The sequence below is a fragment of the Ornithinicoccus sp. genome, from assembly GCF_057176825.1.
This window is the reverse complement of record NZ_CM169976.1, coordinates 3,424,570-3,438,887: the sequence shown is the minus strand read 5'-3', so window position 1 is coordinate 3,438,887 and position 14,318 is coordinate 3,424,570. Positions and strand designations below refer to the sequence as shown.

The window sequence follows — 14,318 nt, the reverse complement described above, 5'->3', positions numbered from 1 at the left end:
GACCCGTCGGCATGGTGGTGGGCCGGCGGGCCCGCGGCGCTGTGGTGGTGGGTGCTGCTCAGCCCTGGTTCGGGTTCTTCAGGGCCGCCAGGCGAGCCTCGATCTCGGCGTCGTCGTCGCTGCTCTCCAGCTCGTCGAAGGCGTCCTCCATCCGGGTGGACTGCGCCTCGGCGCGGCCCTGGACCAGGGCCTCCTCGCGCTTGATCTTGTCCTCGAAGCGGGACAGCTCGCTGGTCGGGTCCATCACGTCGATGGAGCTCATGGCCTCCTGGACCTTGCTCTGTGCCTCCGCGCTGCGGGCGCGGGCGACCAGGGTGCCCCGACGGGACTTCAGGTCCTCCAGCTTGGTCTTCATCGTGGTCAGGCCGGACTTGAGCTGCTCGACCGTGGCGTTCTGCTGCTCGATGGCCGGGCGGGCGTTCTTGACGTCGTTCTCGAAGCCGATCTGGCGGCCCAGCGCGACCTTGGCCAGGTTGTCCCACTTGTCGGCCCCGGCGGTGTCGCCGGAGGAGCGCATCTGCTCGGCCTTGGCCGACGCGGCGGCGGCCTTGCGGCCCCACTCCTGGGCGGCCTCCTCGTCGGTGCGCAGGTCGGCCTCGGCCATCCGCACGTTGGCGATGGTCTGGGCGACGGCCTCCTCGGCCTCGGCGATCGAGTTGGTGTAGTCGCGGACCAGCTGGTCCAGCATCTTCTCCGGGTCCTCGGCCCGGTCCAGCATGGCGTTGATGTTGGCCTTGGCCAACTGGCTGATACGGCCCAGGATCGTCTGCTTCTGCGTCATGGTGTGTCCTCTCGGGCAGACCCCTCGGGTGGCTGCCGGGTCGTGGGCCTGGCTCGTCGGTGAGTGTCCAGGCTCCGGGTCGTGGTGGTCAGGATTCGTTAGGTGGACGTTATCGGGTGGCCGATGGTTCCCCCTCGGGTGTCAGCACGGTCAGAAGCGGCCACCACCCCCGCCGAAGCCGCCGCCCCCGCCGCCCACCGCCACCCCCGAAACCGCCACCGCCCCCGAAGCCGCCGCCTCCGCCTCCGCCCCAGCTGCCGCCTCCGCCCCAACTGCCGGAGTGTCCGCCACCCCAGCCGCCGTGGTGACGGCCGCCACCGGAGAGGATGCCGCCCAGGATGAGGGAGAGCGGGTCGATCCCGCCGGAGCGCCGGGTGCCGGTGGTGCCACCGGTGCCGCCGAACCGGTCGACGTCCTGCTGTGCCTCCGAGAGGGCCTGCTCGCCCAACTGCTCGGCCCTGTTGAGCAGGCCGGACGCCTGCGACGGGTCGGTGCCGGCGGCCGCCTGGGCCTGGTCGAACAGGCGCAGCGCCTCGGAGATCCGGGTGCGGGCGGAGGAGTTGACCGCCCCCCGGCTGGTGCCGATCGTCTCGTCGATGCTGCGCAGCCGCGCGCCCACCCGCTGCACCCGCTGGTCGAAGTCGATGCGCACCTTGGCCCGCTGCGACTCGGCGTCGCGCAGCGGGTCCAGCAGGGTGTCCAACTGGTACTCGGCGGCGTCGAGGGCGGCCAGCGCGGCCAGCGGGTCCCCGTCATTGCCGGCGTCCTGCCCCTGCTGGACGGCCTCGCGGGCACGGGCCACGGCGCTCTGCACCGTGGAGTCCTTGGGTGCCAGGCGACCGGCGTCGCGGATGTCGGAGCTGATCGAGGCGATCGCCTGGGCCAGGGCCTCCTGGGAGTTGGCCAGCTCCTCACCGGCGCGGTCGATGGCGTCGAGCAGCCGGACGGCCTGGCCGATCGCCTCCTCGGCGGCCCGGGCGGCCGCGACGGCCGAGGCTCGGTCGCCACCGGCGACGGACTCCCGGCCGGTGGCGATAAACCCCTCGCTGCTCTCCAGCAGCTGGGCGGACTGCTGCAACTGCCGGTTCACGGTGCCCAGGGCCTGGGCCGGGTAGCGCGCGGAGAGTCCCCTGATCTGCTGGTCGGCCACCGGCAACCGGCCCCGCACCTCCTCCGCGTGCCCGGCGAGCTCTTCCAGGAACTCGGGCGCCCGGTCCTCCAGCGAGCGCAGCCGGGCGAACTCCTCGGCGCGCTCCTCCAGGGCGGCCCGCGCGCCGCTGCACAGGGTGATGATCTGCCCGAGCATGGTCCGCGCGACGGGCTCGGGCTCCTCCTGGTCGTCGTCCAGTTGCTGGCGCAGCGCGAACGCCTGCCGGGCCTGCTCCTTGGCGTGCTCGAGCACGGACCGGAAGTGCTCGGTGCGTTGCTGGCCGAACTGCGCCTCGGCGAAGGCCAGCTCCTCGTCGGCCGACCGCACGGCGTTGTCCAGCCCGACCAGTGCCTCGGCGGCCTGGCGCTCCAGCTCCTGGGTCGGGACGCCCTGCGTGTCGGCCCCCTCGGTCGGCATGCCGCCGGGCGGGGCGGGGCGTCGCTGGGCGGCCCGCTTGCCCCGCGCGCTGATCAGCATGGAGGCCCCGATCGCCCCCGCCGGGACGAGGAAGAACCAGGGGACGTCCAGCCCGCCGCCGGAGGAGGATCCTCCCGAGGACCCGGAGGAGCCGCCCGTGCCCCCAGAGCCCCCCGAGCCGCCGGCCTCGGGCGGGTCGTTGAGCACCTCCGCCAGTCCCTCGGCGCCGGCGACCACGGCACCGGCCCAGTCGTCGCCACCAAGGGCGGGCTCGATGAAGTCCTGCTCGACCACGGTCATCCCCTCCGGGGTCAGACCGCTCTGCTCGGTGGTCCAGGTGGAGTAGGCCCGGTCCTGCACGGCGACCGCCAGCAGCACGTCGTTGCCGCCCATCTGGGAGGCGGCGAAGGTCTGCTCGGCCCACTCGGCCCCCGTCAGACCGTCGAAGGAGTCGACGTAGGCGACCCACAGCTGCAGCCCCGCGTCGTCCTGCAGCTCGTCCAGGGCGTCCTGCACCTCGCCCTCGGACCCGGACAGCACCCCGGCGGTGTCGTGGATCTGGTCCTCCAGGTTCGCGGGCTCCTCCGCCCCGGCGCTCGGGGCGCCCAGCGTGACCGCCCACAGCGCGAGCACGGACAGCAGTGCCGGCCACACGGCATACCAGCGTGCCCGAGCCGCCCTGCTCCCCATCACCGTCAGCACCCTGCACTCCTCCTCGTCCGGATCCACCCCGGCAACGCCTCGCGGTGGCCGGTGGGTTCCCTCTGCCCGGTCAGCCTAGTCGGGGCCGGCCCGTCCGTCCCGGCGCGTACGCTGGGACGCCGAGAACTCACACCGGGAGACCCATGAACCTGTTGCCCCTCCTGGGGACGATCACCCGTGACCCGGGCGTCGCGTCGGCGCTCGAGGCGGCCGCCGCCGGGGAGTCGCTGGTCGACGTCTCGGTGACCCCCGGCCTGCGCCCGTCGCTGGTCGCGGCGCTGTCCGAGCGGGCCCCGGTGCTCGCCGTGACCGCGACGGGGCGGGAGGCCGACGACCTGGCCGCCGCGCTGGCGGACTACCTGCCTGCCGACACAGTGGCCACCTTCCCGAGCTGGGAGACGCTGCCGCACGAGCGGCTGAGCCCCCGCAGCGACACGGTGGGCCGGCGGTTGGCGGTGCTGCGCCGGCTGGCCCACCCCGACCCGCAGGACCCGTCCTACGGGCCGCTGCGCGTGGTCATCGCCTCGGTCCGGGCCGTGCTGCAGCCCATCGTCCGGGGGCTGGGTGAACTGGTGCCGGTGCAGCTGCAGGCCGGTGCCGAGCGCCCCCTGGAGGAGGTCGTGGAGGCCCTGGCGGCCGCGGCCTACGTCCGCACCGACCTGGTCGAGCGCCGGGGCGAGTTCGCGGTCCGCGGCGGGATCCTCGACGTGTTCCCCCCGACCGAGGAGCACCCGCTTCGGGTGGAATTCTGGGGGGACACCGTCGAGGAGGTCCGCTGGTTCAAGGTCGCCGACCAGCGGTCCCTGGAGATCGCGCCGCACGGGCTCTGGGCCCCGCCCTGCCGGGAGGTGCTGCTCACCCCCGAGGTGCGGGAACGGGCCGCCGCCCTGGCCGGGCAGCTCCCCGGGGTCGCGGACCTGCTCGCCCAGGTGGCCGAGGGGATCGCCGTCGAGGGGATGGAGTCGCTGGCCCCGGCGCTGGTCGACGGCATGGAGTCGGTGCTGGACTGCCTGACCGAGGGCACCCGGGTGCTGGTGCTGGACCCCGAGCGGGTGCGCACCAGGGCCCACGACCTGGTCGAGACCAGCCGGGAGTTCCTCGGCGCCAGCTGGGCCGCGGCCGCGGGCGGAGGATCCTCGGCCACCCCGGTGGACCTCGAGCAGGTGCTGGGCACCGCCTCCTACTGGAGCCTGGGGCAGACCCGGGAGCACGCGTTGGACACCGGGCGGCCCTGGTGGACGCTGACCTCCTTCGCCGCGGACAGCGAGCTGGCGGCCGAGGCCGGGGGGACCACCGACGCGGACGACACCGCGCTCCCGCTGGACGTGCCCTCGACGGGGGTTACGGCATACCGCAGCGACACCGACGTCGTCGTCGCCGACCTGCGCGCCTGGCTCGAGCAGGACCAGCGGGTCGTGCTGGCGCTCGAGGGGGCCGGCCTGGCCCGACGGGTGGCCGAGGTGCTCGCCGGTCGGGAGGTGCCGCACCGGCTGGACACGCCGCTGGGGGACCTGGGGCCGGGGATGGTGCACGTGACGACGGGCTCGGTCGGCCGGGGCTTCGTGCTGCCCGGCGCGGGGCTGGTGGTCGTCGGGGAGACCGACCTCACCGGCCAGGTGGGCTCGGGCGGTTCCACCAGGGACATGCGCCGTATGCCGTCGCGCCGCCGGGCGCAGGTGGATCCCCTGCAGCTGCGGCCCGGTGACCACGTGGTGCACGAGCAGCACGGTGTCGGCCGGTTCCTGGAGATGGCCCAGCGCACCGTGCAGGGCGCGACCCGGGAGTACCTGGTGCTGGAGTACGCCGCGTCCAAGCGGGGCCAGGCCCCGGACCGGTTGTACGTGCCCACCGACCAGCTGGACCAGGTGACCAAGTACGTCGGCGGGGAGGCCCCGACGCTGCACCGGCTCGGCGGCGCGGACTGGCAGAAGACCAAGTCCCGGGCCAAGAAGCACGTCCGGCAGATCGCCGGGGAGCTGATCCGGCTCTACAGCGCCCGGATGGCGACCTCCGGGCACGCCTTCGGACCGGACACCCCGTGGCAGCGGGAGCTGGAGGACGCCTTCGCCTTCGTGGAGACCCCGGACCAGCTGTCCTCCATCGACGAGGTCAAGGCCGACATGGAGAAGCCGGTGCCGATGGACCGGCTGATCTGCGGGGACGTCGGCTACGGCAAGACCGAGATCGCGGTCCGGGCGGCGTTCAAGGCGATCCAGGACGGCAAGCAGGTGGCGGTGCTGGTGCCGACCACGCTGCTGGTGCAGCAGCACTTCCAGACCTTCTCCGAGCGGTACTCCCAGTTCCCGGTCGTGGTGCGGGCCCTGTCCCGGTTCCAGTCCGACGCCGAGGCGAAGGAGACGATCGCCGGGGTCGCCGACGGGTCGGTCGACCTGGTCATCGGCACCCACCGGCTGCTGTCCTCGGCGGTCCGCTTCAAGGACCTGGGGATGGTGGTGATCGATGAGGAGCAGCGCTTCGGGGTGGAGCACAAGGAGCAGCTGAAGGCGCTGCGCACCAACGTCGACGTGCTGGCCATGTCGGCGACCCCGATCCCGCGCACCCTGGAGATGGCGGTCACCGGCATCCGCGAGATGTCCACCCTGGCCACGCCGCCGGAGGAGCGGCACCCGGTGCTCACCTTCGTCGGCGGCTACGACGAGAAGCAGATCGCGGCGGCCGTGCGGCGCGAGCTGCTCCGCGAGGGCCAGGTGTTCTACGTGCACAACAAGGTCTCCTCCATCGAGCGGGCCGCCGCACGGATCCGGGACCTGGTGCCGGAGGCCCGGGTCGGGGTCGCGCACGGTCAGATGGGGGAGCACCAGCTGGAGCAGGTCGTGCTGGACTTCTGGGAGCGGCGCCTGGACGTGCTGGTGTGCACGACGATCGTGGAGACCGGTCTGGACATCTCCAACGCCAACACCCTCATCGTGGAGCGCGGGGACCAGCTCGGGTTGTCCCAGCTGCACCAGCTGCGCGGACGCGTGGGCCGCGGGCGGGACCGCGCCTACGCCTACTTCCTCTACCCGCCGGAGAAGCCGCTCACCGAGACCGCCGTCGACCGGTTGCAGACCATCGCCTCGCACACCGACCTGGGCTCGGGCATGGCGGTGGCCATGAAGGACCTGGAGATCCGGGGCGCCGGCAACCTGTTGGGCGGGGAGCAGTCCGGGCACATCGCCGGCGTCGGGTTCGACCTCTACGTGCGCCTCGTCGGGGAGGCCGTCGCCGACTTCAAGGGCGAGGGTGACACGGCACCGGTCGAGGTCAAGATCGAGCTGCCGGTCGACGCCCACCTGCCGCACGACTACGTGCCCGGGGAGCGTCTGCGGCTGGAGGCCTACACCAAGCTGGCCCAGGTCCGGCACGACGGCGAGGTCGCCGAGATCGAGGCCGAGCTGGTCGACCGCTACGGTCCGCCGCCGGCGCCGGTGCAGACCCTCCTGGACGTGGCCCGGTTGCGCACCGTGGCGCGCGAGGCCGGGGTGGCCGACATCGGGGTGCAGGGCTCCTCGATCCGGTTCGGCCCCGTCGGCCCGCTGCGGGAGAGCCAGCAGCTGCGGCTGAACCGGCTCTACCCGGGCACCATCATCAAGCCCGCGGTCCGCACCATCCTGGTGCCGGCGCCGAAGACGGCCCGGGTCGGGGGCAAGCCGCTGCGCGACGGGGCGGTCCTGGACTGGGCCACCCAGCTGGTGCGGGCCGTGCTGCTGGACGACATCACCGCGGGCGCCACGGCGGCGTCCGCCGGTGCCGCAGCCTCCGGCAGGGGATGACATGATGGGCGCCGTGAAGCGTGCAGAACTGCCCCGTGCCCGGTCCCGTCGGCCCCGCGTCCTGGTGGCCGCGGCGGCCACCGCGACCCTCCTGCTGTCCGGCTGCGGCTCCGCCACGACCGACTACGCCGCGAGGATCGACGGCGAGGTCGTCTCCCAGGCGGACCTGCACGAGGCGGCCGAGCAGTGGAACAGCTTCGCCCAGCAGCAGGAGACCCCGCAGACCATGCTCGCCTCGCTGGCCAAGGCACCCGCGCTGGAGCCCTTCTTCGAGGGTCACTCGTTGACCGACGCGGCGCTGATCAGCCAGTTCCAGGAGGTGGACGTGTCCGACCCGAGTCCGCTCCTGCTGGACTTCGCCCGGGGCCGGATCTTCGAGGGCTCCGCCCAGTCGCTGGACCCGGCCGAGGTGCAGGCAGCCGTGGAGGCCGTCGAGGTCGAGATCAACCCGCGCTACGGCACCTGGGACGCCGCCGCGGGGGCGGTCGTCCCGCAGCTGCCCGACTGGATCGGTGAGGTGGGCACGGAGGAGGCCGGCTCCGAGGACACGGGGGCTGGCAACTGAACCGGCCGACCTCCCGGCTCAGCCTGCTGCTGACCACACCCCGGATCGCGCCGGGGCTATTGTCCCGCGAGGCCTGGCAGGCGCTTGAGGGTGCCGACACGGTGCTGGCCCGCGACACCGCCGCGGCCCAGCCGAAGGCGCTCGCTCGACGCCGGTGTCCGCGTCGAGACCGCACCCCACAGCGACGCCACGGCGCTGGCCCGGCACCTGCTGGAGGGGGCTGCGGGCGGGCGTCACGTCGTGTGGGTGGGGTCCCCCGACGCCGACCCCGGCCTGACCGACGCGTTGGCCGCCGAGGTCGCCGGCGGCGGTGACGCCCCCGAGATCGAGGTGCTCATCGGGGCCTGGGACCAGCCGGGCTCCCGGCTGCTGGACGCGGTGGCGGTGATGGACCGGTTGCGCTCACCCGGCGGCTGCCCCTGGGACGCCGAGCAGACCCGCGCGTCGCTGGTGCCCTACCTGGTCGAGGAGGCGCACGAGGCGGTCGAGGCGCTGGAGGGCGGCGACCGTGAGCACATGGTCGAGGAGCTCGGCGACGTGCTGTTGCAGGTCCTCTTCCAGGCCCGGGTCGCCGATGAGGACGAGGCCGAGGGCTTCGACATCGACGACGTCGCCGCAGCGCTCGTCGCCAAGCTGGTCCGCCGTCACCCGCACGTGTTCGGGCAGGTCGACGCGGCCGACGCCGCCGCGGTCGAGGCGAACTGGGAGCAGATCAAGGCCGAGGAGAAGCCGCACCGCGAGCACCTGCTGGACGGCATCCCGGCCGCCATGCCCGAGCTGGCCCGCGCCGGGAAGGTCGCCACCCGCCTGGAGCGGGCCGGACACGGCGCCTGGCTGCGTGACCTCGTGGCCGAGCGTGCCCGGGGACCCCATGGCGACACCGCCGACACCGGCGCGGCGCTCATGGGCGTGGTCCTGGGGGCCAGGGAGCAGGGCATCGACCCTGCGGCCGAGCTCCGCGCACTGCTCCGTGAGCTGCGCGAGCAGGACTTCGGGGAGCAGTGATGGGACGCCGCGGGCAGACGGGAGGGCCTCGTCCGCTGCGGGTCGGCGCACGCAATGCCACGTTCCAGCAGTGGGCCGCGCTGCTGACCAACCGCAGCGCCCGCAACCGGTCGGGGACCTTCCTGGTCCAGGGGGTGCGCCCGATCCGCATGGCGCTGGAGGCCGGCTGGCCGGTGCAGGCGGTGCTGGGCGCCGACCTGCCGCCGGGCCGGTCCCGCTCGGGGTGGGCGCAACAGGTCTGGGAGACGGCCGGTGGCACCCGCGCCCTCCTGGCGCCGGAGCTGCTCGCCGAGCTGGGGGAGCGGGAGGAGTCCGAGCCGCCCGAGCTGGTGCTCGTCCTGGAACTGCCCCCTGACGACCTGGACCGGCTGGACACGCCGGCGCAGCGGGAGTCCATGGAGGGGGCCCCGGGGCCTCCCGGTCCGTGGCCGCCGCTGGTCGCGGTGTTCGACCGGCCCGGGAACCCGGGCAACATCGGCACGCTCACCCGGTCCCTGGACGCCTTCGGCGGCACCGGCCTGGTGGTGTCCGGACACGCGGCCGACCCCTACGACCCGCGCAGCGTCCGCGCCAGCACCGGCTCCGTCTTCGGCCTGCCGACGGTGCGGGTCGACTCCCACCGGGACCTGCTGGACTGGGTGACGGCGCGGCGGACGGCCGGCACGGCATACACGGTCGTCGGCACCGACGAGACCGGCACCGTGCCGCTGCGCGAGGCCGACCTCACCGGACCCACCCTCGTCGTGGTCGGCAACGAGACCCGCGGGATGACGCGCGCCTGGCGCGAGGCCTGCGACGTGGTGCTGCGGATCCCCATGGTCGGCACCGCCAGCTCGCTGAACGCCGCCACCGCCGGCTCCCTGGTGCTGCACGAGGCCCTGCACCAGCGCCTCGCGTCACAGGATTCTCGGGTCACCCGATCATCCTGCGCTCCGTAGGGGAAGCTTCCCGGTCGCGCCGGGTTCCGGGGTGAAGCGGGGCTGAGGCCCGGGCCACGGCCGACAATCTGGCCCGCGGCGAGGGTCGGTGCCGCGGCGCGGGGTCTCGGGCGGCTACGCTCGGAACCACCTCGTGTCCTGACGTCCAAGGAGACCAACCGTGGCCAGCATCGACGCCATCATCGCCCGTGAGATCCTCGACTCGCGCGGCAACCCCACCGTCGAGGTCGAGGTCGGCCTCGACGACGGCACCGTCGGGCGTGCCGCGGTCCCCTCCGGCGCCTCGACCGGCGCCTTCGAGGCGGTGGAGCGCCGTGACGGGGACTCCGGGCGCTACCTCGGGAAGGGGGTCGAGGAGGCGGTCGATGCCGTCATGGAGGAGATCGAGCCCCAGCTCGTCGGGCTGGACTCCAGCGAGCAGCGGCTGGTCGACGCCGCGATGCTGGACCTGGACGGGACGGACAACAAGGGCAAGCTGGGCGCCAACGCGATCCTCGGGGTCTCCCTGGCGGTCGCCCGGGCCGGGCGCGGACTCGGCCGGGCTCCCACTGTTCCGCTACGTCGGCGGGCCGAACGCCCACCTGCTGCCGGTGCCGATGATGAACATCCTCAACGGCGGGTCGCACGCCGACTCCAACGTCGACATCCAGGAGTTCATGATCGCCCCGATCGGGGCCGCGTCCTTCCGCGAGGCCCTGCGCTGGGGCACCGAGGTCTACCACGCGCTCAAGGCGGTGCTGAAGGACCGCGGTCTGGCGACCGGTCTCGGCGACGAGGGCGGGTTCGCCCCCAACCTGGACTCCAACCGGGCTGCCCTGGACCTGATCGTGGAGGCCATCGGCAAGGCCGGATACACCGTAGGCAGCGACATCGCCCTCGCGCTCGACGTCGCCGCCAGCGAGTTCTTCGAGGACGGCAGCTACACCTTCGAGGGCGGCGCCAAGTCCGCCACGGAGATGATCGACTACTACGCCGAGCTGGTCGACGCCTACCCCCTGGTCTCGATCGAGGACCCGCTCAACGAGGAGGACTGGGAGGGCTGGAAGGCCATCACGGACCGTCTCGGCGACAAGGTCCAGTTGGTGGGCGACGACCTGTTCGTCACCAACCCGACCCGGCTGCAGCGCGGCATCACCGACGGTGTCGGCAACGCCCTGCTGGTCAAGGTCAACCAGATCGGCACCCTCACCGAGACGTTGGACGCGGTGGCGCTGGCCCAGCACAACGGCTACCGCTGCATGATGAGCCACCGCTCCGGGGAGACCGAGGACACCACCATCGCCGACCTGGCGGTGGCCACCAACTGTGGTCAGATCAAGACCGGTGCCCCCGCCCGCAGCGAGCGGGTGGCCAAGTACAACCAGTTGCTGCGGATCGAGGAGGAGCTCGACGAGGCCGCGGTGTATGCCGGGGCCAGCGCCTTCCCGCGGTTCGGCAGCAAGGAGGGCTGAGCGCACCCGTGATGGCATCCAGCAGGGGACCGGGGCGCGGCGGCAGGACCCGCCCCGCGCCGCGCTCCCGGGGCACCCGCAACCAGGCCGGCACCCGGCCTGCGACGGGTGCTCCGGTGCGCCCGCAGGCGGGCACGGGCACCGGGGCCCGCCGGTCCGCCCCGCCGCACGTGTGGCGCCTGGGCATCCTGGTGGTCCTCGTCGGGTTCCTCGCGCTGTTCCTGACCCCGACGCTGCGCGGCTACATCGAGCAACGGGCCGACATCACCCGGATGGAGCAGGCGGTCGCCGCCGAGGAGGAGCGGATCGCCACCCTGGAGGAGCAGATCGAAGCCTGGCAGGACCCGGAGACCGTCGAGCGGGAGGCCCGCCAGCGGCTACGGTTCGTCCAGCCCGGCGAGACGGTGTTCACGGTGCTCGACGACACCGGCGAGCAGCTCACCGAGCCGCTGCCGGGGATGGCGGCGGTGACCACGGAGGTGCACGAGAACCGACCCTGGTACGGCGAGGTCTGGGAGTCGGTGGTGACCGCCAACGAGGGCGTGCCCGAGGACGACGGTGCCGGCCAACCCTGACCACCCCGGCACCATCGGCCCGCAGCACCCCACGGACGAGGACCTGGCGGTCGTCGCCGCCCAGCTCGGCCGCGTGCCCCGCGGCGTGGTGGCCGTGGCGCACCGGTGCCCGTGCGGGTGCCCCGACGTGGTGCGCACCGAGCCGCGACTGCCGGACGGCACGCCGTTCCCCACCTCGTTCTACGCCACCTGCCCCCGGCTGACCGGGGCCATCTCCACCCTGGAGAGCGCCGGGATGATGCGGGAGATGACCGAGCGGCTGGCGACGGACGCCGACCTCGCCGCACGGTATGCCGAGGCGCACCGTGACTACCTGGCGCGCCGGGCAGAGTTGGGCGAGGTGCCCGAGATCGAGGGGGTCTCCGCCGGGGGGATGCCCACCCGGGTCAAGTGCCTGCACGTGCTGGTCGCGCACTCCCTGGCGGTGGGGCCGGGCATCAACCCGCTGGGCGACGAGGCGCTCGCGGCACTGCCGCCCTGGTGGGAGGGTGGGTGCTGCAGTGACCTGACCGACCCCGAGGGGACGACGGAAGGACCGGTATGACGCGCGTCGGCGCCGTGGACTGCGGCACCAACTCGATCCGGCTGCTCATCGCGGACGTGACCCCGGACGGGGCGCTGACCGAGGTGAGCCGGCAGATGGAGATCGTCCGGCTGGGGCAGGGGGTGGACGCCACCGGCCGGATCGCGCCGGAATCGATGGAGCGCACCCTGGCCGCGGCCCGCCGCTACGCGGCCGACTGCACGGCTGCGGGCTGCGCCTCAGTCCGCTTCGTGGCCACGTCCGCCTCCCGCGACGCGGAGAACTCCGCCGACTTCGTCGCCGGAGTGCAGCAGGCGTTCGGCGACTTCGGCACGACGCCCGAGGTCGTCTCGGGCGAGGAGGAGGCGGCCCTGTCCTTCACCGGGGCGACGGGGGACCTGCGTTCCGAGGGGGTCGCGGCCCCCTTCCTGGTGGTCGACATCGGTGGGGGCTCCACCGAGTTCGTCCGCGGCGGCGAGTCCGTCGAGGCGGCCCTGTCGGTCGACATCGGCTGCGTCCGGATGACCGAGCGGCACCTGCACAGCGATCCGCCCACGGAGGAGGAGGTGTGGCCGGCCCTGGGTGACATCGCCATGGCGGCCGGCCGGGCCGGGGAAGCGGTCGACTTCTCCGGGGTGCGCACCCTGGTCGGGCTCGCCGGCTCGGTGACCACGGTCACCGCCCACGCACTGGGCCTGGACCGCTACCGCCCCGAGCGGATCCACGGCGCCGTGCTCGACGTCGAGGAGGCGATCGCCGCGTGCTCCGACCTGGTCCGGATGACCAGGGCGCAACGGGCCGCCCTGCCCTACATGCACGAGGGCCGGGTGGACGTCATCGGTGCCGGCGCGCTGGTCTGGCGCACCGTGATCCAGCAGGTCCAGCGGGACGCCGGCATCACCACCGTGCGGGCGTCCGAGCACGACATCCTCGACGGCATCGCCCTCTCCCAGGTGGCCCCGCTGCGATGAGCCCCCACCCGTTGGCGCTCCCGCCGTTCGAGCCGGCGACCCTGGCCGGCACGCGGGAGGCCACCGTGGGGGAGCCGCCAGCCCAGGCCGGCCGCCGCATCCCCGTGGTGCCCTACGACCCGCTGTGGCCGGAGGCCTTCGGGCAGGAGGAGCGCAGGATCCGGGCGGCGCTGACGGAGCAGGTGCTCCGGGTGGAACACATCGGCTCCACCAGTGTCCCCGGTCTCGCGGCGAAGCCGGTCATCGACGTCGACCTGGTCGTGGCGGACTCCTCCGACGAGGACGCCTGGCTGCCCGCCCTGGAGTCGGCCGGCTACCGCCTCGTGATCCGCGAGCCCGACTGGTTCCAGCACCGGGTGCTGAAGGGGCCCGGGGTGCACTGCAACCTGCACGTCTTCTCCCTCGAGCCCGCCGCGGAGTGGCGCCGCCACCGGCTGTTCCGGGACTGGCTCCGGACCAACGACTGGGACCGGGAGGCCTACGGCACGCTGAAGACCGAGCTGGCCTGCCGCGACTTCGACTACGTCTTCGAATACAACAACGCCAAGGCCGCGCTGATCCACGAGATCTACGGGCGGGCCCTGGCCGCGGACGCCGCCGCCGGCTACCCGTCACTGGGCTGATGGCCGACCCGCACCCGGTCACCGGGCAACCCTTCGACTCACCGGTCCCGGCCGGGACGGGATGGCCGGGAGACCCTGCGGACGCGGACACCCCGGTCGCCCGGACGGCCGCGCGGGTGGGACGGCTGGCGCGGTCCGCCGGCACCGTGACCGAGCTGGACGCCATGGTGTCCGTATGCCGTGCCTGCCCGCGGCTGGTCCGGTGGCGCGAGTCCGTGGCCACCTCGGGACGCCGCGCCTCCTTCGCCGACCAGCCCTACTGGGGCCGCCCCGGCCCCGGGCTTCGGGGACCCGGCCGCGCCCGTCCTCGTCGTCGGGCTGGCGCCGGCCGCACACGGGACCAACCGGACCGGACGGATCTTCACCGGCGACCGCAGCGGGGACTGGATCTACGCCGCGCTGCACCGGGCCGGCTACGCCAGCCAGCCCACCAGCGTCGCGAGCGGGGACGGGATGGTGCTGCACGGCATACGGATCGTGGCGGCCGCCCGGTGCGCCCCGCCGGCCAACAGGCCGACCCCGCAGGAGCGGACCACCTGCGGGCAGTGGCTGTCGCGGGACCTGGAGCTGTCCGGCCCGCACCTGCGCTCCATCCTCGCGCTGGGCTCCATCGGCTGGGACGCCACGCTCGCTGCAGCGCGGGGGCTGGGGTGGAGCGTGCCCCGACCCAAACCGCGCTTCGGGCACGGCGCCGAGGCCGCCCTGGTCACTCCGGACGGGCATCCGGTGCGGCTGCTCGGCAGCTACCACGTGAGCCAACAGAACACCTTCACCGGCAGGCTCACCGAGGAGATGCTGGACGCGGTGATCGCCAGGCTGTGAGCCGCGGGCGGCCGGGTAGCCT

The 14,318-nt window shown here is 73.7% G+C and carries 10 protein-coding genes and 2 pseudogenes; 10 read left to right on the top strand and 2 right to left on the bottom strand.

Going from position 1 to position 14,318, the window contains the following annotated elements:
* Positions 1-58: 58 nt before the first annotated feature.
* Positions 59-781: a PspA/IM30 family protein gene (locus AC1QRC_RS17160; protein WP_484204461.1), complete on the bottom strand. Its 723-nt coding sequence runs from the start codon at positions 779-781 to the stop codon at positions 59-61.
* Positions 782-890: 109 nt separating this feature from the next.
* Entirely contained in the window at positions 891-3,077 is a 2,187-nt protein-coding gene (locus AC1QRC_RS17155) for a TPM domain-containing protein (RefSeq protein WP_484204460.1), read from the bottom strand.
* A gap of 116 nt (positions 3,078-3,193) precedes the next feature.
* Between AC1QRC_RS17155 and mfd the strand changes: the two genes are divergently transcribed.
* The 10 genes and pseudogenes from mfd (at position 3,194) to AC1QRC_RS17105 (ending at position 14,296) form a co-directional block, all read left to right on the top strand.
* Positions 3,194-6,823: a transcription-repair coupling factor gene (gene mfd / locus AC1QRC_RS17150; protein ID WP_484204459.1), complete on the top strand. Its 3,630-nt coding sequence runs from the start codon at positions 3,194-3,196 to the stop codon at positions 6,821-6,823.
* A gap of 13 nt (positions 6,824-6,836) precedes the next feature.
* Positions 6,837-7,388, top strand: a complete 552-nt coding sequence (locus AC1QRC_RS17145; protein ID WP_484204458.1) for a hypothetical protein — start codon at positions 6,837-6,839, stop codon at positions 7,386-7,388.
* Between the two features lie 90 nt (positions 7,389-7,478).
* Entirely contained in the window at positions 7,479-8,393 is a 915-nt protein-coding gene (locus AC1QRC_RS17140; RefSeq protein WP_484204457.1) for a nucleoside triphosphate pyrophosphohydrolase, read from the top strand.
* Positions 8,393-9,331 carry a TrmH family RNA methyltransferase gene (locus AC1QRC_RS17135; protein WP_484204456.1) on the top strand — a complete coding sequence of 313 codons (939 nt, stop codon included), beginning with the start codon at positions 8,393-8,395 and terminating at the stop codon, positions 9,329-9,331. Before AC1QRC_RS17140 ends, AC1QRC_RS17135 begins: the two co-directional genes overlap by 1 nt.
* A gap of 160 nt (positions 9,332-9,491) precedes the next feature.
* Positions 9,492-10,782 (top strand): annotated as a pseudogene (eno, locus tag AC1QRC_RS17130) (phosphopyruvate hydratase).
* 116 nt (positions 10,783-10,898) lie between these two features.
* Positions 10,899-11,357 carry an FtsB family cell division protein gene (locus tag AC1QRC_RS17125; RefSeq protein ID WP_484204455.1) on the top strand — a complete coding sequence of 153 codons (459 nt, stop codon included), beginning with the start codon at positions 10,899-10,901 and terminating at the stop codon, positions 11,355-11,357.
* On the top strand, positions 11,341-11,901 hold the full coding sequence (locus AC1QRC_RS17120; RefSeq protein ID WP_484204454.1) for a DUF501 domain-containing protein: 561 nt from the start codon (positions 11,341-11,343) through the stop codon (positions 11,899-11,901). The genes AC1QRC_RS17125 and AC1QRC_RS17120 overlap by 17 nt, the downstream gene beginning before the upstream one ends.
* Positions 11,898-12,851, top strand: a complete 954-nt coding sequence (locus AC1QRC_RS17115; RefSeq protein WP_484204453.1) for a Ppx/GppA phosphatase family protein — start codon at positions 11,898-11,900, stop codon at positions 12,849-12,851. Before AC1QRC_RS17120 ends, AC1QRC_RS17115 begins: the two co-directional genes overlap by 4 nt.
* The gene (locus tag AC1QRC_RS17110) at positions 12,848-13,474 is read left to right on the top strand and encodes a GrpB family protein (RefSeq protein WP_484204452.1); all 627 of its coding nucleotides are present in this window, start codon (positions 12,848-12,850) and stop codon (positions 13,472-13,474) included. Before AC1QRC_RS17115 ends, AC1QRC_RS17110 begins: the two co-directional genes overlap by 4 nt.
* Positions 13,474-14,296, top strand: a pseudogene (locus AC1QRC_RS17105) (uracil-DNA glycosylase). The gene AC1QRC_RS17110 and the pseudogene AC1QRC_RS17105 overlap by 1 nt, the downstream one beginning before the upstream one ends.
* The last annotated feature ends 22 nt before the right edge of the window (positions 14,297-14,318 follow it).